This window comes from Allobosea sp. LC85, from assembly GCF_000735605.1.
Taxonomy (GTDB): Bacteria; Pseudomonadota; Alphaproteobacteria; order Rhizobiales; family Beijerinckiaceae; genus Allobosea.
In genome coordinates, this window is record NZ_JPKG01000023.1 from 64,543 (window position 1) to 85,714 (window position 21,172).

18 protein-coding genes are annotated in these 21,172 nt (G+C 64.9%); 14 read left to right on the plus strand and 4 right to left on the minus strand.

Going from position 1 to position 21,172, the window contains the following annotated elements:
- Positions 1–20 precede the first annotated feature (20 nt).
- From FG93_RS11385 to FG93_RS11410, 6 genes are all read left to right on the plus strand, one after another.
- Positions 21–866, plus strand: a complete 846-nt coding sequence (locus FG93_RS11385; protein ID WP_043234529.1) for a hydrolase — start codon at positions 21–23, stop codon at positions 864–866.
- Between the two features lie 83 nt (positions 867–949).
- Positions 950–2,503 (plus strand): ABC transporter substrate-binding protein, encoded by a 1,554-nt coding sequence (locus FG93_RS11390; protein ID WP_043234530.1) that lies wholly within the window; start codon positions 950–952, stop codon positions 2,501–2,503.
- Between the two features lie 13 nt (positions 2,504–2,516).
- The gene (locus FG93_RS11395; RefSeq protein ID WP_043234531.1) at positions 2,517–3,656 is read left to right on the plus strand and encodes a C45 family peptidase; all 1,140 of its coding nucleotides are present in this window, start codon (positions 2,517–2,519) and stop codon (positions 3,654–3,656) included.
- Between the two features lie 23 nt (positions 3,657–3,679).
- Positions 3,680–5,230 (plus strand): ABC transporter substrate-binding protein, encoded by a 1,551-nt coding sequence (locus FG93_RS11400; RefSeq protein ID WP_043234534.1) that lies wholly within the window; start codon positions 3,680–3,682, stop codon positions 5,228–5,230.
- A 78-nt stretch (positions 5,231–5,308) separates the two neighbouring features.
- Positions 5,309–6,139, plus strand: coding sequence for a carbon-nitrogen hydrolase family protein (locus tag FG93_RS11405; protein WP_348270475.1), 831 nt, complete (start codon positions 5,309–5,311; stop codon positions 6,137–6,139).
- Positions 6,140–6,146: 7 nt separating this feature from the next.
- Positions 6,147–6,872 (plus strand): HpcH/HpaI aldolase/citrate lyase family protein, encoded by a 726-nt coding sequence (locus tag FG93_RS11410; protein WP_043234536.1) that lies wholly within the window; start codon positions 6,147–6,149, stop codon positions 6,870–6,872.
- Between the two features lie 168 nt (positions 6,873–7,040).
- Here FG93_RS11410 and FG93_RS11415 read toward each other — a convergent pair whose 3' ends face one another.
- Positions 7,041–7,472: a PACE efflux transporter gene (locus FG93_RS11415; RefSeq protein WP_043234537.1), complete on the minus strand. Its 432-nt coding sequence runs from the start codon at positions 7,470–7,472 to the stop codon at positions 7,041–7,043.
- Positions 7,473–7,563: 91 nt separating this feature from the next.
- Here FG93_RS11415 and FG93_RS11420 point away from each other — a divergent pair, with 91 nt between their 5' ends.
- Entirely contained in the window at positions 7,564–8,496 is a 933-nt protein-coding gene (locus tag FG93_RS11420; RefSeq protein ID WP_052513633.1) for a LysR family transcriptional regulator, read from the plus strand.
- Between the two features lie 42 nt (positions 8,497–8,538).
- On the opposite strand, the gene FG93_RS11425 is transcribed toward FG93_RS11420, so the two are convergent.
- A complete protein-coding gene (locus FG93_RS11425; protein ID WP_043234538.1) occupies positions 8,539–9,360 on the minus strand; it encodes a helix-turn-helix domain-containing protein in 822 nt (273 codons plus the stop codon).
- Positions 9,361–9,479: 119 nt separating this feature from the next.
- Here FG93_RS11425 and FG93_RS11430 point away from each other — a divergent pair, with 119 nt between their 5' ends.
- Entirely contained in the window at positions 9,480–10,685 is a 1,206-nt protein-coding gene (locus FG93_RS11430) for an MFS transporter (RefSeq protein ID WP_043234539.1), read from the plus strand.
- Between the two features lie 93 nt (positions 10,686–10,778).
- Here FG93_RS11430 and FG93_RS11435 read toward each other — a convergent pair whose 3' ends face one another.
- Together FG93_RS11435 and FG93_RS11440 are read right to left on the minus strand one after the other, a co-directional pair.
- Entirely contained in the window at positions 10,779–11,765 is a 987-nt protein-coding gene (locus FG93_RS11435) for a tripartite tricarboxylate transporter substrate binding protein (RefSeq protein WP_043234541.1), read from the minus strand.
- Entirely contained in the window at positions 11,698–12,900 is a 1,203-nt protein-coding gene (locus FG93_RS11440; RefSeq protein ID WP_280114132.1) for a 4-oxalomesaconate tautomerase, read from the minus strand. Before FG93_RS11440 ends, FG93_RS11435 begins: the two co-directional genes overlap by 68 nt.
- An 86-nt stretch (positions 12,901–12,986) precedes the next feature.
- Between FG93_RS11440 and FG93_RS11445 the strand changes: the two genes are divergently transcribed.
- The 6 genes from FG93_RS11445 (at position 12,987) to FG93_RS11470 (ending at position 21,172) form a co-directional block, all read left to right on the plus strand.
- A complete protein-coding gene (locus tag FG93_RS11445; protein ID WP_043234543.1) occupies positions 12,987–13,901 on the plus strand; it encodes a LysR family transcriptional regulator in 915 nt (304 codons plus the stop codon).
- 199 nt (positions 13,902–14,100) lie between these two features.
- Positions 14,101–15,078 carry a prolyl aminopeptidase gene (gene pip / locus FG93_RS11450; protein WP_043234585.1) on the plus strand — a complete coding sequence of 326 codons (978 nt, stop codon included), beginning with the start codon at positions 14,101–14,103 and terminating at the stop codon, positions 15,076–15,078.
- Between the two features lie 10 nt (positions 15,079–15,088).
- The gene (locus FG93_RS11455; RefSeq protein ID WP_043234544.1) at positions 15,089–16,903 is read left to right on the plus strand and encodes a S9 family peptidase; all 1,815 of its coding nucleotides are present in this window, start codon (positions 15,089–15,091) and stop codon (positions 16,901–16,903) included.
- 27 nt (positions 16,904–16,930) lie between these two features.
- Positions 16,931–18,358: a M20 family metallopeptidase gene (locus FG93_RS11460; protein WP_043234545.1), complete on the plus strand. Its 1,428-nt coding sequence runs from the start codon at positions 16,931–16,933 to the stop codon at positions 18,356–18,358.
- A gap of 93 nt (positions 18,359–18,451) precedes the next feature.
- Positions 18,452–20,092, plus strand: a complete 1,641-nt coding sequence (locus tag FG93_RS11465; protein WP_244448575.1) for an ABC transporter substrate-binding protein — start codon at positions 18,452–18,454, stop codon at positions 20,090–20,092.
- A gap of 9 nt (positions 20,093–20,101) precedes the next feature.
- Positions 20,102–21,172, plus strand: a complete 1,071-nt coding sequence (locus FG93_RS11470; RefSeq protein ID WP_052513634.1) for an ABC transporter permease — start codon at positions 20,102–20,104, stop codon at positions 21,170–21,172.

The window sequence follows — 21,172 nt, forward strand, 5'->3', positions numbered from 1 at the left end:
CGACCGGAGAAAGACGAGCGATGACGCGTAACGGACATGGCGAAAAGCTCTCCTATTACCAGCTCGGACGGACGGCGATCTTTGCCTGCCAGGCCGACCAGCGCTTCTCCTATTGCTGCTACATTCCCGAGAGCTACGAGGAAAACGGCACGAAGCGCTATCCGCTGGCCGTCCTGATCCATGGCAGCACCCGCACGGTCGACAGCCTGCGCGACCAGTTCATCGACTTCGCCGAAGCCAATCAATGCGTCGTCCTGGTGCCGCTCTTTCCCTGCGGGATCGGGGAGCCGGGCGACACACATAACTACAAGCGCATCCTCTATCGGGGCATCCGCTACGACCTCCTGGTCCTGGCGATGATCGAGGAGATCGGCGTACTCTACCGCCTCGATGCCGAGAAGGTGCTGATGCACGGCTTTTCCGGCGGCGGGCAGTTCGTGCACCGCTTCTTCTACCTGCACCCGGAGCGGCTGCTCGCCGTCTCGATCGGCGCTCCCGGCGTCGTGACCCTGCCGAACCCGGACAAGCCGTGGTGGCTCGGCACAGGCGATCTGAAGAGCATCTTTGGGCGCGATCTCGATCTGCCCGAGATGCGCAAGGTCGCGGTCCAGATGGTCATCGGCGGCGATGACATCGAGACCTGGGACGTGACTGTCGCTCCCGGTTCCTCGAACTGGATGGAGGGCATCAACGATACCGGCGTGACGCGGGTCGATCGCCTGCGCTCGCTGGAACGGGCCTTCCTGAACCTCGACATTCCCGTGCGCTTCGACGTCGTACCCGGCGTCGAGCATGTCGGATATCTCGTGCACCCCCCTGTGAAGGCGTTCTTCGCCAGCGCACTCGCGCGACGGCGAAACCTCTAGCGGGGCAGGGCGCGGCGATTTGCCAGCCATTTGGGCGGTGACACCGGAAACCGGGCGCCGCTCGTGAACGAAAGGGAGAGATCATGAAGGTTGCATGGCTTGCGGCCCTGGCCGCGCTCGTCTGCCCGATGCAGGCACTCGCTCAGGTTCCGAAACAAGGCGGCGAGCTGCGTATCGCGCTCTCCACCGACATTACCAGCAGCGAGCCCGGTGTTCGCCGCAGCGGCGACAGCGACACCATCCTCCATCATGTGCTCGAGGCGCTGGTCGCCTATCGCGAGGACCTGACCATCGCGCCATTGCTGGCCGAATCCTACACCATCGGTGATGACGGCCGCAGCTACCGCTTCACCCTGCGCGACGGCATCACCTTCCATAACGGCGCGCCGATGTCCTCGGCGGACGTGAAATGGAGCTGGGACCGCCTGCTGGACCCCGCGACGAAATGGCAGTGCCGGGGTTGGTATGACGGCTCGCAGGACACCAAGATCGAGGCGATCGAGACGCCCGATGCCCGCACGGTGGTGTTCAGGCTGGCTGCGCCTTCGGCGCTCTTCCTGCACTATGTCGCCAATGTCCAATGCCTGACCGGCATCCTGCACAAGGATTCGGTCGGGCCGAACGGAGAATGGCGTCAACCGGTCGGCACGGGTCCCTTCACCTTTGCCGAGTGGCGGAAGAACTCGTTCATCCTCCTCAAGAAATTTGCCGGCTACCGACCGCGTTCCGAACCGATGAGCGGCTATGCCGGCGCGCGCATCGCCCATGTCGATCAGGTGCGCTGGATGGTGGTGCCCGACGATGCCACACGCAGGACGGCCCTGCGGGCCGGCCAGATCGACTGGATCGTCACCGATGTCTCGGACGTGGTCGAGCTGAGGGCCGCCAAGGGCGTCAGGGTCGCAACCGCGCAGGGGCTGAGCTGGAACGTGCTGCTCGTCCAGACACGCGATCCGCTCTTCGCCGATAGCCGCGTGAGACGCGCGCTGGCCCATGCCATCGATCTCAAGACGCTGGTGGAAACCAGGACGGACGGGCTCGGCAAGCCCAATCCCTCGGCCATCCCGGACTCGAGTTCGGCCCACACGGCGGTCCACGGCAAGGGCCATGCCTACGATCCCGAGCTCGCCCGCAGGCTGCTGAAAGAGGCCGGATATGACGGGCGGCCGATCAAGCTGCAGACGACGCAGAAGCTCGCCCATCTCTACGACACCGCCATCATTCTGCAGTCGATGCTCAAGCAGGTGGGCTTCAATGTCGACCTTGAAGTGCTGGAATGGGCAACCCAGCTCGACCGCTACAGCAAGGGCAATTTCCAGCTCCAATCCTTCCGCTTCACGGCACGGCTCGAACCCTCGCTGAACTACAAGACGATCGTCGGCTCCAAGGATGTCGACCCCGACAACCAGTGGGAGGACCCGCATGCCATCGCGCTGCTGTCCTCGTCGACGGCGGAGCTCGATCCCGGCCGGCGCCAGGCGATCTTCGACGAGCTGCACCAGCGCATGATCGACCAGGCCCCGATCGTCAGCCTCTACAACACCCCCCTCGTCGAAGCCTCGACAGATCGCATCGATGGCATCGGCGTCACCGGCTTCGGCAAGATGCGCGCCTGGGGCGTGTGGATCACCCGTTAGCAGGAGCATGCCAATGACGACCTCGCCCTTTCCCTTCGTCTCCGTCTCCGGTGCTCCGCGCGAGCGCGGCCGGCAATATGGCGAGGCCGCCAGGGAGCGCGTGCGCCGGAGCGTCGGGCTTTATGGCGACCAGCTCGCGGAGTTCGGCTATCCGGCCGCGGCCCAGTCCGAGCTGATCATGGCGTTCGCGGGCGAGATCGAGGCCTTCGGAGCCCATTACATCGACGAGATGCGCGGGATCGCCGAAGGGGCCGGCGTCACGCTCGAAGACATCGTGATGATCAACGCCCGGACCGAGGTCATCGCCAAGGCCCGGATCGAACGGAGCAGGCCGCAGCGGGAACAGGACGAAGCCGATGATGGCTGTAGCGGCCTCGTAGTCATGCCGGAGCGCAGCCTTTCGGGGCGGCTGATCCATGCCCAGAACTGGGATTGGCGGGCCGAATGCGCGGAGACCGCCATCGTGCTGCGGGTGCGCCCCGATGACGGCCCGGATTTCCTGACCTTCGTCGAAGCCGGAGGGCTTGCCCGTTCCGGCATGAATGCGGCCGGCCTCGCCATTACGGCGAATTATCTCGACAGCGACCGGGACTATCGCCAGCAGGGGGTGCCGCTTGCCCTGATCCGACGCAAGGTGCTCGAGCAAACCCATCTCGCCTTCGCGATCAGGGCCGTCGCGACGACGCAGAAGACCTGCTCGAACAATATGATCCTGTCGAGCGCCGAGGGATTCGCGGTCAATTACGAATGCGCCCCGGACGAGGCTTTCGCGGTCTATCCGAGCGACGGGCTGATCGTGCACGCCAATCACTGGGTCAGTCCCATTGCACTCGGCAAACTCAGGGATACCGGTCTCGTCAATGTGCCGGACAGCGTCTACCGCGACTGGCGCGTGCGCCGCTTGCTTGAACAGGGCGGTGGCACCCTGTCCGCGGCCGAGGTGAAGGCTGCACTCTTCGACGATTTCGCCACGCCGTACAGCGTCTGCCGGCCACCGCGGCCCGGCCTGCGCGATGCTCACCTCTCGGCGACCGTCGCGATGGTGGTGATGGAGCCGGCGAGCGGCGTGATGGAGGTGGCGGCTCTGCCAGCCCTCGATCGCCGCTTCACCCAATACAGTCTTGCCGACGAGCCGAAGATGCTCGCGGCCTGAAGTCTCTTCCATGGGAGGAATGAATGAGAATGCGTTTCCCAGCACTCGCATTGATGATGGGGGCTGCCTGTTTTCAGGCATCGAAGGCCGAGGCTGACACCCTGCGGGTGCGCCTCAATGCCGATATCCGGAGCGTCAATCCCGGCGTCAACCGGGACGACACGACGGATGGCGTGGTGCTTCACATGGTCGAGGGCCTTGTCGGCTACTCCGCCAATGGCACCCCAAAGCCGCTGCTCGCAGACAGCATCGAGGTGTCGCCGGACGGGCTGACCTATACGCTCAAACTGCGCAAGGGCGTGAAGTTCCACGATGGCACGACGTTGACATCCGCGGATGTCGTCTGGAACTGGCAGCGCTACATGGACCCGAAAACGGGCTGGCTCTGCACGGGGGAGTATAACGGGTCGGACGCACTCAAGGCTGAGATCGCCGCCCCTGATGCGGACACCGTCGTCTTCACCCTGAACCGGCCGAGCTCCGTCTTTCTCGCCGGCATCGCGCGCAACCAGTGCGGGCAGACCGCGATCATAGCCCGCTCATCCTTCAATCCTGACGGTTCGTTCAAGGCGCCGGTCGGGACGGGGCCGTTCAGGTTCGGGGAGTGGAAGCGCGGCGAATATGTCCGGCTCGACAGGTTCGAAGGCTATACCGATCGCGGCGGCGAGCCGGACGGTTATGTCGGGGGCAAGCGTGCGCTCGTCGATGCCGTCAATTTCATGGTAATTCCCGACAACGCCACGGCCAAGGCGGCGCTGCTGCGTGGCAATATCGACATCCTGCCCTCGCTGGCGGCAGCCGACATGCCCGAGCTGAAGGCGCGGCCGGAGATCAAGGTCTCGTCCTCGCCGACGATGATGCTCAACACGATCCTGCTGCAGACCCGCGATCCGCTGCTCGCCAACGTCAAGATGCGCCAGGCCATCGCCGCCGCCATCGACACGCGCGAACTCGTCAAAGCCGTGTCGGAAGGGCTGGGGCGGCCAAACGCTTCGGTCGTCCCGACGGAATCGCGCTTCTACTCGAAGGAGCAGGCCCGCCTCCATGCCTATGATCCGGCCAAGGCTGCGCGCCTGTTGAAGGAGGCGGGCTATGCCGGTCAGCCGATCGTGCTGATGGCGAACAAGAACGAGCGCGACACTTATGAAAGCGCTGTCATCGCCCAGGCGATGCTCCAGTCCGCCGGCATCAACGCGACGCTTGAAGTGCTGGAATGGGCGACGCAGCTCGATCGCTACAGCAAGGGCAACTACCAGATGCAGTCCTTCTCCTATTCGGCCCGCTATGACCCCGCGCTGGCCTATGGCGCGGTGATGGGCTCGAAGGACAAGCGGCCGAACCGGATCTGGGACGATCCGCAGGCAGAAGTGCTCCTGCGCGATATCCTGGCGTTGACCGGGGATAGCGAGCGCCAGGCCCTGTTCGACAAGCTCCATGCTCTCTTCATCGAGCAGGCGCCGTTTCTGATGCTCTACAACGGTATCGAAGTCGCTGCGGCGCGATCGAGCGTCCAGGGCTATGCGGCGACCATCATGCCGAAGCCGAGGCTCTGGGCCGTCAGCCTCAAGAAGTGACCGATGGGCGCTCGGGCAAGCCGCCATCCAGCGGCTCGCCCGCGCTGTCACCCGCCAGGATTTCCCAACAAGCGAGACATGATGAAAGTCGCGTTGATCCAGATGAATGCCGGCCAGGACAAGGCCGCCAATATCGCCACCGCACAGCGCCTGATCGAACAGGCCTGCCGCGAAGAGAAACCCGATCTCGTCATGCTGCCGGAGTGCTTCACGCTTTATGGCGGTGATGCCGACGCCCAGCGCGCCGCTGCCGAGCCATGCCCGGGCGGCGAAGCCTATGCCATGCTGCGAGAGCTTGCCGCCCGCCACGCCGTCTTCATCCATGGCGGTTCGTTGAACGAGCGTGACGGAGACCGCATCTTCAACACCAGCCTGGTCTTCGATCGCATGGGGCGCGAGGTGGCGCGCTATCGCAAGATCCACCTCTTCGCGATCACCGCGCCAGACGGCACGGTCTATGACGAGGGAAAGATCTACGGCGCCGGATCCGAGTTGGTGACCTTCGATCTCGACGGCGTCACCGTCGGCTGCACGATCTGCTATGATCTGCGCTTCCCCGAACTGTTTCGCGCGCTTGTCGACGCGGGCGCCCGCGTGATCGCGGTGCCGGCGGCCTTCACCCTGCACACCGGCAAGGAACATTGGGAGCCGCTGCTGCGGGCCCGCGCCATCGAGAGCCAGTGCTTCATTCTCGCGCCCGGACAGGAGGGGCCCTTCGAGGAGGACGGGCAGATCCTCTACAATTATGGGCACTCGCTCATCGCAGAGCCGTGGGGGGCGGTCATTGCCAGGCGCGCCCTGGGCGAAGGCATCGTTGCAGCTCGGCTGGATCTCGCCGCGATCGATCTCGCCCGCACGCGCATCCCGCTGGCGCGCCACCGCCGTCTGCCCTTTGCGCCTGCCAGGTGAGCATCCGATGACACGGAAACAGCCCAAGATCGGATGCTGGCTTGCAGCGCCCGACGTGGTCTTCATCGAAATCGCGGCGGACCTGGCATTCGACACGCTCGTTCTCGATGTCGAGCACGGCACGCTGTCGCTCGCTGACCTCGACAAGCTCATTCCGCTTGCTCGCGCCCTGAAGCTCGAAGTCCTGGTCAAGGTCGCCGGGCCGCAGGCCGAGCCGATCCAGCAGGCGCTCGATTTCGGCGCGAATGGCGTGGTGATCCCGCATGTCGGGTCGGTGGCGCATGCAACGGCGATTTGCCGTTCGGCGAAATACCCGATGCTGGGAACCCGGAGTTATGCCGGAGCCCGCAGCGTCCGTTACGGCGCGCCATCCGCCGGCTATTTCGAGGACGATAACCGCGAAACCGCCTGTTATCCGATGATCGAGACGGCCGAGGCGCTCGCCGATGTCGAAGCCATTCTCGCCTTGCCGACCGTGGATGGCGTTTTCGTTGGCCCCTCGGACCTCTCGCTGACGCGCGGGAGAGGGCGCTATCGCTTCTGTGATGCCGACAGGGCCGATATCGGCCGGATCGCTTCCGCCTGCGCCGCAGCAGGAAAGCCCTGGATCATGCCGGCATGGTCCGCAGCAGAACGAAGCTTCGCCGGGGATTGCGGCGCGTCACTCCTGGTCGTCGCGGAGCAGCAGGCAGCGATGGCCAGCGGACTCCAGATGGCGCGTGGAGCCGTCTAACCGACACTCCCGCACACGAGCTCGGAGCCTACTCGCCAGGCATCCTCGCTCGGGCGCATCATAACTGCTTGATGCAATAGCCGCCGGCTTGTCGTGCCGGCGGCGGTCAAGACAGTGCAACGACGTGATATTTCTGGTGGAGCTCGCGCCTCGACGACAATGTCAGCGTCACATGGCATAGGCCGGACTCGCCGGGATCGGGAAGACCCGATCATAGGCCAAGTTGAAGCTGAAGGCGTAGACGACATAGAAGACGACGATCGCGATATCCATCACGAAGGCCTGCATCAGGGTGATGCCGAGATACCAGGCGATCGGCGGCAGCAGGATCATCAGAAGCCCGCCCTCGAACAACGCGACGTGCAGGATGCGCGTGCCCATTCCCTTATTGGTATGGCCGACCAAGCGCTGCATCGCGTGGTCGAAGGCCAGGTTGAAGAGGAAGTTCCAGATCGTCGCGACGGTTGCGCTGCCAACGCCGATGACACCCATATGTCCCGCCTGCAGACCGAACAGATAGGCGCCCGCCGGGATGACAATGGCTAATCCGATCGCCTCGAACATGAGTGCGTGGCGGATTCGGTCTCGAACGGAACGCATGTGCCAAAGGGCCTTCAATAAGATTGACGGCCGCGTTCTCTATCTGTCATCACGATCGCATCAAGTTGGATCGTATCTGAAAATCAGATAGATGACGGTTTCTCTCGACCAACTCCGGGCCTTTGTCGCAGCAGCGGAGCATGGCTCGTTCTCCGGGGCTGCACGCGCGCTTCGCAAGGCGCAATCGGCCGTAAGCACGCAGGTCTCGAATCTCGAGGAGGATCTGGGCGTTCCCCTGTTCAGCAGGGCCGGGCGCAATCCGGTGCTCACTCCGGCCGGAGAAAGGCTCCTGCTCGAGGCCAAGGTCGTGCTTGATCGCAGGGAACATCTCATCGGCGTCGCGCGCAGCTTCGAGGCGCATGTCGAGAAGCGGCTTGTCATCGCGATCGACGAAATCTACCCGGAACAAGCCCTGGGGGCGCTCTTCGCCGATTTCGCGCGGCATTTCCCCCATGTGGAGCTCGAAATCCTGTTTCCGCTGATGGAGGATGTGAGCCGGCTCGTCCTCGTCGGCAAGGCCGATATCGGCGTGATGTGGCGCCAGGAGGTCCTGCCGACGGAACTTGGTTTCCAGACGATCGGATGGGTTCCGCTCAAGCTGGTTTGCGGCAGGGACCATCCGCTCGCAAAGGCCCGCGTCGATTGGGAAGAGTTGAAGCGCTACAGGCAGATCCTCGTCGCCGCCAGAAGCGACGGGCCAGAGAAGCGGCGCCTGCGCGTTGCCGCCGAAGTCTGGTGGGTGGAAAGCCACTGGGTCATTCTGGAGATGGTGAAGCATGGCATCGGCTGGGCCTTCGTGTCCGACCATGTCATCGCCCATTCGCCGGCCGCCCCCGATCTGATCACGCCGGATCTTCAGTTCGACCACGCGGACTGGCCGATTGCGCTCGAGATGATCTGGCACAAGCAGCGACCATGCGGTCCGGCAGCCAAATGGCTTCGCGAGCGCTTCGCCAGCACCCGGATCGACGCCAGTTCGTCCTCGCCTCCCCCGGAAGGAAACGGGGCGCAGCCGCCCCGGTGACGCCGCATGGCTCGAAGGTCATCGGCATGGCGGTGCGGGGGCTTACCCGGTGATCGACGCCTTCATGTAGCTGCGCGGCGAGGTCCCAAGCAGGCGGCGGAACATCGTGGTGAAGGCGGCGACGTTCTCGTAACCCGCCAGCATCGCGATCTGCGTCACCGGAGCGCCTTCCGCGAGGCTCGGCAGACAGGCGAACAGGCTGGCCTGCTGGCGCCAGGTCGCGAAGCTGACGCCTGTCTCCCTGAGGAAGAAGCGCGTGAAGGTTCGGCGGCTCATCGCCAGCGCCTCCGCCCAGGTATCGAGCCGGGCATTCGCCGAGGGAGCCGCCATATAGGCCCGGCATAGGGTCGCGAGCCTCCTGTCGGCCGGGAAGGGAAGGCCGAGAGGGCGGGGCCTGAGGCAGGCGATCTCCTCCATCAGGAGCTGCAGGCTCAATGTGAGCTTGCGGTTGCCAGCGGGCGCCTCGCGCAGGCGGATCGCCTCGATGATGAGGCTGCGCGCGAGATCCGTCACTTCGAGCACCACCGGCTCGGGATCGGCCGGGACGCCCTCCCGAGGCAGAAGATAGACCGATCTCATGCTGACATCGCTCAGCATTTCCACGGAATGCTCGAGATGGTGAGGGATCAGGAGCGCGTGGCCTGGCGGAATCATCCAGCGGCCCCGCTCTGTCGCGACCGCCACCACGCCGGAGAAGACACAGAGCAGCTGGATGCGCTGGTGGCTGTGGAGAGGGATGGTGTAGCCCGCCGGATCCTCGTTGCTGTGCACCAGGATGTCGGCCTCGGCATAGGCGATCCATCCGAGGTTGCGGCGATGAGCCTCGTCGCGCGCGTCGCGCAGATGCTGCGGCAGTTTTCTCATCTTTGGCCCAAACGCGAAAGAATTCGACCGAAATACGAATGCAGGTCAACGGGGCGCTCTGTAAAGAGGCATGGCGACGATAGGCCGGTGGTAGCGGCCCGCGCTGGAGACGAATTGAGATGGTTGCAGCGTTCCCCGGGACCCGGTCCCGTTTCGAGAAGACGACGACATCGATCCTGCTGGCGGTGAGCTTCTGCCATCTCCTCAACGATGTGATGCAATCGCTTCTTGCTTCGCTCTACCCGCTGTTCAAGGCGAACTACGCTCTCGACTTCGTCCAGATCGGCCTGCTGACCATGACTTTCCAGGTCACGGCCTCGCTGTTGCAGCCGATCGTCGGGATGGTGACCGATCGCTGGCCGATGCCCTATTCGCTGCCGGCCGGCATGGCCTGCACCTGCGTCGGACTGATCCTGCTGGGCAACGCGGATAGCTTTGCGATGCTGCTCATTGCGGCGAGCCTGATCGGCTTCGGTTCCGCAATCTTCCATCCGGAAGCGTCTCGGGTGGCTCGCCTGGCCTCCGGCGGTCGCCACGGCCTGGCGCAATCGCTCTTCCAGGTCGGCGGCAACATGGGCTCAGCCATCGGACCGCTGCTCGCGGCCTTCGTCGTGTTGCCCTTCGGCCAGGGCAGCGTGGCGTGGTTCTCGGTTATAGCGATGCTGGGCATGATCGTGCTCGGCTGGGTCGGGGCTTGGTATGCCGGCCATCGGCGCCAGAATGCCAGCCGTCCTGCCGTAAGTCGCACGCTGCCGCTGCCGCAGGGGCGCGTCGCCCTGGCGCTGCTCATCCTCGTGCTGCTGACCGCGACCAAGAACGTCTACATGGCCAGCATCTCGAGCTATTTCACCTTTTACGTCATCGACCAGTTCCAGCTCGGCATGCGTGATGCGCAACTGATGCTGTTCCTGTTCCTCGGGGCAGCCGCAGCCGGGACCTTTCTGGGCGGGCCGATCGGGGACCGGTTCGGAGCGCGCTTCGTGATCTGGTTCTCGATCCTGGGCGTCATCCCGTTCGCGTTGTTGCTGCCTTACGCGAACCTGTTCTGGACGGGCGTGCTGAGCGTCGTGATCGGCTTGATCTTCGCCTCGGCATTCTCTGCGATTGTCGTCTTCGCGCAGGAACTGGTGCCCGGCCGTGTCGGCCTGATCGCCGGCGTGTTCTTCGGTTTCGCCTTTGGCGCCGGCGGACTCGGAGCGGCCTTGCTCGGCAACTTCGCCGATACGCACGGTATCGCCTTCGTCTACCGCGTCTGCTCCTACCTGCCGCTGCTGGGCCTGCTCACGATCCTGCTTCCTCGCTTGCCGCAGAAGGGCGAGAGCTAGGCCCCGAATCGGTCAAGCTGGATTGCAAGCTGCGTCACGGCCTCGCTGGTGGGCCGTGACGCAGGTTTTCTATGGAATGGCCTTATCTCGGGTCTAGTTTACCGCGATCTGGGCCTGCTTGATGATGCCGGCCCAGCGCTTCGATTCCGCTTCCATCATTGCCGTGAACTCGGCCGGCGTATTGCCGATCGGCTCGGCGCCTTCGTTCTTCAGCCGGTCGCGGATGGTCGCGTCGTTGATGGCCGCCACCGTCGCGGTGCGGATTTTCGCGGCGACATCCTTCGGCGTACCCTTCGGCACGACGAAACCATACCAGGCCGTGGCCTCGTAACTGGCCCAGCCGCTTTCGGCGACCGACGGCACCTCGGGGAAGAGCTTGGCCCGCTCCTTGCCGGTCACTGCCAGCGCGCGCACCTTGCTGCCTTCGATCAGTCCGAGAACCGACGGCACGGTGGTGATCATGAAATCGGACTGGCCGGCGAGAAGGTCGGTCAGGGCCGGGCCTGCGCCGCGATAGGGCACGTGCACGGCAGTGAACTGCGCCATCTGCGCCAACAGAACGGTGGCCAGGTGGCTGGCCGAACCATTGCCGGCAGAGCCGTAGGTCAGTTTGCCCGGGTTCTTCTCGGCGAAGCTGATCAGGTCCTTGATCGTCTTGTAGGGCGAATTCTGCGCCACGACGACGACCAGCGGCGCTGCGGAAATCAGGGTGATCGGGTCGAAGGCCGTCAGCGGATCGACCTTGACGTTCTTGAACAGGTGCGGATTGACCACCATCGGGCCCTGATTGGCCATCAGCACGGTGTAGCCGTCCGCCGGGGCACTGGCCGCCTGCGCGGTGATCAGGTTACCGCCGGCCGAGCCGTTATTCTCGACGACCAGGGACTGGCCGAGCTTTTCCCCAACGCCCTGGGCGACCAGGCGCGCGATCGCGTCCGTGCCGCCGCCGGCAGCGTAAGGCACCAGCAGCCGCATCGGCCGCTCTGGAAATGCCGCCTGAGCGAATGCCAGGTCAGGCAGACAGGCGCTGGCGGCCGCAGTCGTCAGCAGGCTGCAGAAGTGGCGACGCGTCAGTGTCATGATGGGAATTTCCTCCGATTGTCGTCCCTTCTGGCAGCGCGCCGATCGCGCTGGCGGGGACGATGACATGGCCTTCAAAGATACGGCGCGCGGTGCGCACCAGACTGGCTCTGGCAACCTGGCCAGATGCGTCGAGAGCGAGATCGACCTGGATGCGGCCGCTCGGGTGTTCGATGGTGACCAGCGAGGCGGCGTCCGCCAGGCTGACGTCCTGCGCAACGCTCCCGGCGACCTGGCTGGCGACGGCGATGCAGAGCGCACCGGTGACGGCATGGCTGCGATGGCAGCGATCCGGCGTGAAGTAGCGTGAGGTCAGGCTGCCGCCCTGGCGGGCCGACGAGAGCAGTCCGATCTTGGGAATGACCCGGCCGGCCACGTCGCCAAGGCCCATGCGCCGGCCCGCCTCGCGCCGGATCTCCTCCAGCCGTGCCAGCAGGGCCGTATTCGCGTCGAGCTCCGCCGGTGACTCGTCACCGGCAAGGCCGAAATCGGTGGCGCGGACGAGCAGCATCGGCGTGGCATAGTCGATCAGCGTGACCGGCACACCATCGATCAACTCGCGCGGCTCGCCGGTCGGCAGCAGCGCGCCCGTCTTGGAGCCGACAGCTTCTAGGAAGGTCAGCTTGATCGGGGCTGCGGTGCCTGAAACGCCGTCGATCGCGGTCGCGCCATCATACTCGACGCGCTTCCCGGGGGTCTGCACCACTGCCTCGATCAGCGAGGCGGTATTGCGATTATAGATGCGAACCATCGTCTCGCCCTCGCATGCAGGCACCAGGCCGGCCTCGATCGCGAAGGGGCCGATGGCGGAGAGCATGTTGCCGCAGTTCGGACCGAGATCGACATGGGCCCGGTCGACTGCAACCTGAGCGAAGAGATAGTCGATATCGGCATCCTGGCGCGACGCGCTGCCGACGATGGCGACCTTGCTGGTCAGCGAATTGCCGCCACCGATCCCGTCGAGTTGCAGCGTGTGAGGCGAGCCCATTGCGGCAAGCAGCACCCGGTCGCGCGCCGCCGGGTTGGCCGGCAGATCGGATTCCAGGAAGAACGGGCCGCGCGACGTGCCGCCGCGCATCAGCACGCAGGGAATGCGCAGAGCACGTGCATCAGCAGGCTTGAGCGGATCGGGCAAGGGCGGCGTCCAGAGGTGAGTGACGGGCTCTCTTCCCAGATCGGGAAACCGCTGTGAAATGCAGAGATCGGTGTTATTGATGCGTCATGAGCATCAATTTCGAGGCGCTTGATCTGCGCGCATTCATCGCGGTGGTCGAGCTGGAGGGGTTTCACCGCGCCGCAGAGGCACTCAACATGTCGCAGCCGGCGCTGAGCCGGCGCATCCAGCGGCTCGAGGCAGCGGTCGGCGCCGCCCTGCTCGAGCGCACGACGCGGCGCGTGGCGCTGACCATGGTCGGGCGCGAGATGCTGCCGCTGGTGCGGCGCATGCTGGACGAGTTCGATTCATCGATCTTCGCGATGCGCGATCTCGGAACCAGGCGAGCAGGGCAGATCGCGCTCGCCTGTGTGCCGACTGCGGCGTTCTACTTCCTGCCCTCGGTGATCGCGCGCTTCTCGGAGCAGTATCCCAATATTCGGTTCCGGATCCTCGATCTCTCGGCCAATGACGGCCTGGAGAGCGTGGCGCGCGGCGAGGTCGAATTCGGCATCAATCTGCTCGGCGGCTCGGATCCCGATCTGAGCTTCGAGCCGCTGCTGGAAGACCCGTTCGTCCTCGCTTGCCGGCGCGACCATGTCCTGGCGGGCAAGTCATCGCTGGCCTGGGCCGATCTCGAAGGACATCCCCTGGTCACCGTCAGCCGGGCGAGCGGTAATCGTGCCATCCTCGACGCGGCTCTGGTGCGGGTCGGCGTGCGACTGGACTGGTCCTTCGAAGTCACGCATCTGTCGACCTCGCTAGGGCTGGTCGAAGCCGGACTCGGCATCTCGGTGCTGCCGCGTCTGGCAACGCCGACCGGAGACCATCCGATCATCGTGACACGCCCGATCCGGGATCCGGAGGTCTCGCGGACCATCGGCGTGGTGCGTCGCCGCGGCGTCCGTCTTGCTCCGGCTGCGGAACGCTTTCTTGACATGCTGCTGGGGACATGGCGGGGGCCTTTGCCTCCGCGGACGTGAAGGCCAGCCTGCGCACGGCTTGTTACGGCACCCCCACAACAGGAGCCAGGAGGCAGGGGCGGGCACGCCGCAAAATTATTCCACAGACGCATAACATCGAACCCAAATTGCATTAGCCAGCATCAGGGCGAGCGTGCCATCGTCAGGTTATCGCGATGGTTGAGCGCTGGCTTCAGCGCATTATTCGTTGGAGCAAGGCGTGCCGCCCTACGATGACGTTCTTTACCCCGCGCTTGAGCCTTACCGCGCCTTTCGGCTTGCGGTGGGTGGGCCGCACGAACTCCATGTCGAGACCAGCGGCAATCCGGACGGCATTCCGGTCGTCTTCCTGCATGGCGGGCCGGGCGGCGGCACCAAGCCGGCCCAACGCCGCAGCTTCGACCCCGCGGCCTTCAATATCGTGACCTTCGACCAGCGCGGAGCCGGGAAATCGACTCCGCATGCGGAGCTCGACGGAAACACGACGCAGGATCTGATCGCCGATCTGGAGCGCATCCGCAGCCATCTGGGCATCGAGCGCTGGCTCGTCACCGGCGGGTCCTGGGGCAGCTGTCTTGGGCTCGCCTATGGCCAGAGCCATCCCGAGCGCTGTCTCGGTTTCCGTCTGCATGGCATCTTCATGGCAGAGCGCTCCGAGATCGACTGGTGGTTCCAGGGCTCGCGCATGATCTTCCCGGATCATTGGGAAGCGTTTGCCGCTTTCGTCCCGGAGGCGGAGCGTCATGATCTGCTCCTGGCCTATTACAAGCGCCTGACCAGCGACGATGCCGGGTTGCGCGCTGCCGCGGCCATCAGCCTCAGGACCTTTTCGGCGCAGACCCAGACTTTCCTTCCGGACCCTGACCATGTCGCGACGCTGACCGACCCGGACGCCGCGCTCGCGATCTCCCGGATCTTCACGCATTACTGCATGAACGGAGCCTTCCTTCCCTCCGGCCAATTGCTGCGTGACGTCGATCGCATCCGCCATCTGCCGGCCGAGATCGTGCAGGGGCGCTACGATACGGTGACGCCGATGAGCACCGCCTGGCAGCTGAAGAAGGCCTGGCCCGAAGCCCGGTTCACGATCGTTACCGAAGCGAACCATGCCGCGACGCCGAACGCGCCGGCATTGTCGCAAGCCCTGCGCGAGGCAACTGACCGGTTGCGCGACGTGATGCTGGCCAAGGCGGCCTGAGGGAGAGCCCATGTACGAGGCCGCAAACCAGATTCGCATCGGCATCGAGCCCTATCTCGAGGTCCGGAGCGCAAAGAGCCCCGCCATTACGCCCGATGGCGAATTGCTGGCCTATCTCAGCGACGAGAGCGGCACGCACCAGATCTGGCTGAGGCCGCTCGCCGGAGGGGCGCCCTGGCGCCTGACCGATATGCCCGAGCCGATCGGCGCGGTCTCCTTCAACCCCAAGGGCCGCGACCTGCTCTTCACCATGGATTGCGGCGGCGACGAGCGGCATCAGCTCTGGCTGGTGCCGGGCGCCTCCGGAGTGCCTGAGCCGCTCACCGACGACCCGACGGTCGTGCATGCCTGGGGCGCCTGGGCACCGGACGGACAACGCATCGCATTCACCTCCAATGCCCGCGACTGCGAGCATATGGACGTCTATGTCATGGATCTCGCGACGCGCACGGCCAAGCGCGTCCATGAAGGCGCCGGTTATCGTGAGGCGGTCGCCTTCTTCCCGGACGGCAAGTCGCTGCTCGTCGCCAACGCCACGCGCTCGATGAGCGATCAGGACCTTCATCGCCTCGATCTCGAGACCGGTGCCCTTACGCCACTGCTGCCGCATGAAGGCCGGGCGCGCTATGTCGTCAGCCGCATGAAGAAGGATGGCAGCGGCTTCTTCTTCGTGTCCGACCAAGGACGCGAGCATCTCGGTGTCGGCTTCTGTGCGTTGGCCGAGGGGCGTGTCTCCTGGATCGTCGAGCGGGAGAAGCAGGATATCGAGGCAATCGCGCTGGCGCCCGACCAGGCCCGCCTTGCCTATGTGGCGAACGACGAGGGCTGGAACCGCGTTTTCATTCGTGACCTCGCGACGGCTGAGGAGTTCGAGGTCGCCGGCCTGCCGCGCGGCACCATCGGCTCGGTGGCCTGGATTCCGGATGGCGGCGGCCTCGTGTTTCCGCTCGATGGCGCGACCTCGTCTCCGGATATCTGGCGCTTCGATGTTGCCACGCGCACGGCAACGCGGCTGACCGATGCATCCAAGGCAGGTCTCGATTCCAGCAGCTTTGTCGAGCCGAGCGTCGAGCGCGTTGCGAGCTTTGACGGTCTCGACGTGCCCTTCTTCGTCTACCGGCCGCGGAGCAAGGCGCCGGCAGGCGGTTATCCAGCCGTGGTCGTGGTGCATGGCGGACCGGAAGCGCAGTGGACACCGATCTTCCGGGCCGACCTGCAGTTCTTCCTAAGCCAGGGCATCATGGTCGTCGCCCCCAATGTACGTGGCTCGACCGGCTATGGTCGCTCCTACCAGCATCTCGACGACAAGCATCTGCGCATGGACAGTGTCGCGGATCTCAAGGCGGTGCGGCTGTGGCTGCGCGAACAGCCGGAGGTCGCTGATGAGCGCGTTGCGGTCTATGGGCGCTCCTATGGCGGCTTCATGGTGCTCGCCGCGCTGACCGAACAACCCGAATTGTGGAAGGTCGGCGTCGAGTTCTACGGTATCGCCAATTTCCTGACGATGCTCGAGACGACGGGGCCGTGGCGCAAGTATCTGCGCGCCGTCGAATATGGCGATCTCGTTGCCGATCGCGACGACCTGATCCGCTTCTCGCCGATCCACAAGGCCGACCGCATCCGTGCGCCGCTGTTCATCGCGCAGGGTCTCGACGATCCGCGCGTCCCTCCGGGCGAGAGCGAGATGGTCTATTCGGTGCTGCGCGGCCGCGGCCATCCGGTCGACTATGTCCGCATCCCGCATGAGGGCCATGGCTTCGCCCGCATCGAGAACCGGCGCACGGTTTTCGGGGCCGTCGCGCGCTTTCTGCGCAAGCATTTGTGACAGCAGCTGGAATGCGAGAGGACGCCGATGCGTAATTCCGAGACGATCTGGCAATTGGTCGATGCCAAGCGACAGCCCTTCGAGGCGCTGAGCGACCGGGTCTGGGGCATGCCCGAGATCGCCTATGCCGAGTACCGCTCGGTCGCCGAACATACGGCGATGCTGAAGGAGCAGGGCTTTCGCGTCACCGAGAATGTCGCCGGTATCCCGACTGCGGTGATGGGCGAGGCGGGCGAGGGCGGCCCGGTGATCGCCTTCCTCGGCGAGTATGATGCGTTGCCCGGCCTGAGCCAGGAGGCGAATATCGCCGAGCCGCGCCCGGTCGCAGCCGGCGGACACGGCCATGGCTGCGGCCACAACATGCTCGGCTCTGCCGCCCTGCTTGCCGCAACCGCGCTCAAGGACTGGCTTGCCGAGACGGGGCGCCCCGGACGGGTGCGCTATTTCGGCTGTCCGGCGGAAGAGGGTGGAGCAGCCAAGGCCTTCATGGTGCGTGCCGGCGCCTTCGACGATGTCGATGTCGCCATCACCTGGCACCCGGCTTCGATGACGCGGGTCGACGAGGCGCTGTCGCTCGCCAATACGCGCATGGACTTCCACTTCACCGGCCGCGCCTCGCACGCGGCGGCGGCGCCGCATCTCGGACGCAGCGCCCTCGATGCCGTCGAGCTGATGAATGTCGGCGTCAACTACATGCGCGAACACATGCCGTCGGATGCCCGCATCCACTATGCCATGCTCGATTCCGGCGGCATCGCGCCAAACGTCGTGCAGGCTTCGGCCAAGGTCCGCTATGCGATCCGTGCCCGCGACCTCGCGGGCATGCTGGAACTCAATGAACGGGTCAAGAAGGTCGCCGAGGGGGCTGCGCTGATGACCGAGACCAAGGTCTCGATCTCGATCATGAGCGCGGTTTCAAACATGCTCGGCAATACGCCGCTCGAAGAGGCGATGTTCCAGAACATCCAGCGCCTCGGGCCCGTGCCGTTCGACGATGCCGACCGCGCCTACGCTGCCCAGATCCAGGCAACGCTGAGCGAGGCTGACATCCTGAACGACTATCGCCGCACCGGCGTCGCACCGCGCGAGAACACGCCGCTCTGCGATTTCGTGATCCCCAGGGACGCGAGAGGCGTGCCGATGATCGGCTCGACCGACGTCGCAGACGTCAGCTGGAAGGTGCCGACCATCCAGGCACGCGTCGCGACGCATGCCATCGGCACGCCCGGCCATTCCTGGCAGATCACGGCGCAGGGCAAGGCCCCGGCCGCCCATAAGGGCATGGTTCATGCCGCCAAGATCATGGCCGGCACTGCCATCGACGTGATGAGCGACGAGACGCTGCTGGCACGGGCCAAGAAGGATCACCAGGAGCGGACGACGAGAACGCCCTATATCTGCCCGATCCCGGCCGAGGTGAAGCCGCCGATCCAGCCGCGGTCCGAAGCCGCCTGAGCATTCCTGCCAGGCCTGCGCGAGAGACGCCGCGCAGGCCTGGCGACCAGACCAAGTCTTGACCAAGAACAATCACGAGAGCGGGAACTGACCATGGCCAAGCGAGACCAGTCGACCAAGATGCGCGCACCTCGCGCCGCGCGGTATCTTCTCTCCAGCGTCGCTGCTGCGACCGCTGTTTGCGCTGCCGTCACGACGGCGGGCGCCGCCACGCCGAAGAACGCCCTGGTGATGGCGTGGAACATCGACGCGATCAGCACCTTCGATCCGGCCCAGGTCGGCGAGGTCGTGACCAACGAGATCCTGCAGAACACCTGCGACACGCTGGTCGATTTCGACCCGGCAGACGAGCGCAAGGTCGTTCCGCTCTTCGCCGAGCGCTGGGACGTCTCGGCGGACCGCAAGGAGATCACGTTCCACCTGCGCAAGGGCGCCAAGTTCCCGTCCGGCAATCCGGTGACCGCGGAGGATGTCCTCTGGTCGCTGCGCCGGGTCGTCAAGCTCAATTTCGGCAATGCCGCGACCCTGACCGAGTACGGCTTCACCAAGGACACGGTCGAGCAGCGCATCGTGGCGCCGGATGCCAATACGGTCGTGTTCAAGCTCGACAAGGCCTATCCGACGGCGCTGATCCTGCAGGCGATCGCCGCGAACCGCGTCTCCGCCGTGATGGACATGAAGACCATCATGGCCAATGAGCAGAATGGCGATCTCGGCAATAAATATCTCGGCACCCGCACGGCCTGCATTGGCCCCTACAAGCTGACGCGCTGGAACGCCGGCGAGTCCATCGTGCTCGAGGCGAATGAGGGTTATTGGGGCAAGGCGCCGGCGCTGAAGCGCGTGCTGATCCGCCATGTCGCGGAAGCCGGCACCCAGCGCCTGCTGCTGGGCCAGGGCGATGTCGACGTCGCGCGCGACCTGACGCCCGAGGACGTCAAGGACCTCGAAACCTCGAAGGATGTCTCCATCCTCAAGGTTCTGCGCCCGCAGCTGTTCTTCTGGAACTTCAACGTCGCGGACGGCCCCTTCTCCAAGGAGAAGGTACGCCTCGCGATGCGCTACCTGATCGACTATGACGGTCTCGGCAAGACGATCATGACTTATCTCGGCGTGCCGCGGGCGAGCTTCGCGCAGCTTGGAGCGGTCGGCGCGCTGGACGAGAAGCAGGGCCAGCCCTTCAAGCTCGACCTCGACAAGGCCAAGCAGCTCCTGACCGAGGCGGGCTATCCGAACGGTTTCGAAGCCAGCCTGATCTTCGGCACCTTGCCGCATTCGGCGCCGATCGCTCAAAGCGTGCAGCAGAACGCTTCGAAGATCGGCGTGAAGCTGTCGCTCGAGCGGATGGCCAATGCCCAGCTGTTCAGCAAGGTGCGCGGCCGCGAATTCCAGTCGGCGATGCTGGCCTGGCAGACCGGCGTGCCGGACGCGCACGGCAATGCCTCGCGCCTCGTCTTCAACCCCGACAACCGGGCCGAAGCGAAGCAGACGCAGTATCCGAGCTGGCGTTCGTCGTATCAGGACCTGGCGCTCAACGCCAAGATCGACGAAGCCCTGCTGGAAGCCGATACGGCCAAGCGCGACGCGCTTTACGCAGAGATCCAGAAGGAGGTCATGGCCAAGGGGCCGATGGCCTTCATGTTCCAGATGTACAACATCGCGGGTGTGCGCAAGGACCTGAAGGACTGGAGCTGGACCGGCTTCAAGACCTACTACGCCAAGACCAGCAAGTAAGGCTGGCCGGTGTCCGAAGTCGCCGAGGTCGGCTCCCGTCGGTTTGCGGACCCAGGACGGAAGGGTCTTCCGTCCTGGGTCTGGGCGACCGGCAGGACCATCATTTCCGTGGCCGTGACCCTGTTCGGGCTCGCGGCACTCACCTTCTTCATCGGCCGCCTGCTGCCGCTCGATCCCGTTGCCGCGGTGCTCGGCGACAACGCGACCCAGGAAGCCTATGACGCGATGTACCGGCAGCTCGGTCTCGACCAGCCGCTCTGGGTGCAGTTCGCGCGTTATGTCTGGGGCATCCTGCATCTCGACTTCGGGACGGCGCTGACCACCGGGAAACCGGTGATGGAGGATATCGCCCGGGTCTTCCCGGCGACGATCGAGCTCGCCAGCGTGGCGATCATCATCGGCACCGGTCTCGGCATTCCGATGGGCGTGCTGGCTGCCATGTACCGCGACACATGGATCGACCAGTTGTCGCGCGTCGTCGGGCTGATCGGTTATTCCGCCCCCAATTTCTGGCTCGGGCTGATGGGGCTCGTCCTATTCTACGCCACGCTCGGCTGGGTGGCGGGGCCGGGGCGCATCGACTTCACCTATGAGTTCGACCTCGAACCTGTAACGGGCTTCCTGCTCATCGACAGTGCCATGGCCGGCAACTGGGAGATGTTCGGCAACGCCTTCTCGCACATCATCCTGCCGGCCTCGATCCTGGCCTTCGGCGCGTTTGCCTATATCAGCCGCATGACCCGCAGCTTCATGATCGAGCAGCTGAGCCAGGAATATGTGGTGACGGCGCGGGTCAAGGGCCTGTCCTGGTCGCGCACGGTCTGGGGCCATGCCTTCCGCAATATTGCCGTGCAGGTCGTGACCGTCGTGGCGCTCTCCTACGCGTTCCTGCTGGAAGGGGCGGTGCTCACGGAGACCGTCTTCGCCTGGCCGGGTTTCGGCCGCTACCTGACCAATGCCCTGCTCGCCGGCGACATGAATGCCGTGGTTGGCTGCACGCTGCTCGTCGGCGTCATCTTCGTCACGCTCAATCTGCTCTGCGATCTGCTCTACCGGGTCTTCGACCCGCGCACCCGGTGA

Excerpts from the sequence above, each read along its gene's own strand:
- FG93_RS11385 (WP_043234529.1), top strand. The coding sequence starts at position 21 with ATGACGCGTAACGGACATGGCGAAAAGCTCTCCTATTACCAGCTCGGA.
- FG93_RS11390 (WP_043234530.1), top strand. The coding sequence starts at position 950 with ATGAAGGTTGCATGGCTTGCGGCCCTGGCCGCGCTCGTCTGCCCGATG.
- FG93_RS11395 (WP_043234531.1), top strand. The coding sequence starts at position 2,517 with ATGACGACCTCGCCCTTTCCCTTCGTCTCCGTCTCCGGTGCTCCGCGC.
- FG93_RS11400 (WP_043234534.1), top strand. The coding sequence starts at position 3,680 with ATGAGAATGCGTTTCCCAGCACTCGCATTGATGATGGGGGCTGCCTGT.
- FG93_RS11405 (WP_348270475.1), top strand. The coding sequence starts at position 5,309 with ATGATGAAAGTCGCGTTGATCCAGATGAATGCCGGCCAGGACAAGGCC.
- FG93_RS11410 (WP_043234536.1), top strand. The coding sequence starts at position 6,147 with ATGACACGGAAACAGCCCAAGATCGGATGCTGGCTTGCAGCGCCCGAC.
- FG93_RS11415 (WP_043234537.1), bottom strand. The coding sequence starts at position 7,472 with ATGCGTTCCGTTCGAGACCGAATCCGCCACGCACTCATGTTCGAGGCG.
- FG93_RS11420 (WP_052513633.1), top strand. The coding sequence starts at position 7,564 with ATGACGGTTTCTCTCGACCAACTCCGGGCCTTTGTCGCAGCAGCGGAG.
- FG93_RS11425 (WP_043234538.1), bottom strand. The coding sequence starts at position 9,360 with ATGAGAAAACTGCCGCAGCATCTGCGCGACGCGCGCGACGAGGCTCAT.
- FG93_RS11430 (WP_043234539.1), top strand. The coding sequence starts at position 9,480 with ATGGTTGCAGCGTTCCCCGGGACCCGGTCCCGTTTCGAGAAGACGACG.
- FG93_RS11435 (WP_043234541.1), bottom strand. The coding sequence starts at position 11,765 with ATGACACTGACGCGTCGCCACTTCTGCAGCCTGCTGACGACTGCGGCC.
- FG93_RS11445 (WP_043234543.1), top strand. The coding sequence starts at position 12,987 with ATGAGCATCAATTTCGAGGCGCTTGATCTGCGCGCATTCATCGCGGTG.
- FG93_RS11455 (WP_043234544.1), top strand. The coding sequence starts at position 15,089 with ATGTACGAGGCCGCAAACCAGATTCGCATCGGCATCGAGCCCTATCTC.
- FG93_RS11460 (WP_043234545.1), top strand. The coding sequence starts at position 16,931 with ATGCGTAATTCCGAGACGATCTGGCAATTGGTCGATGCCAAGCGACAG.
- FG93_RS11465 (WP_244448575.1), top strand. The coding sequence starts at position 18,452 with ATGGCCAAGCGAGACCAGTCGACCAAGATGCGCGCACCTCGCGCCGCG.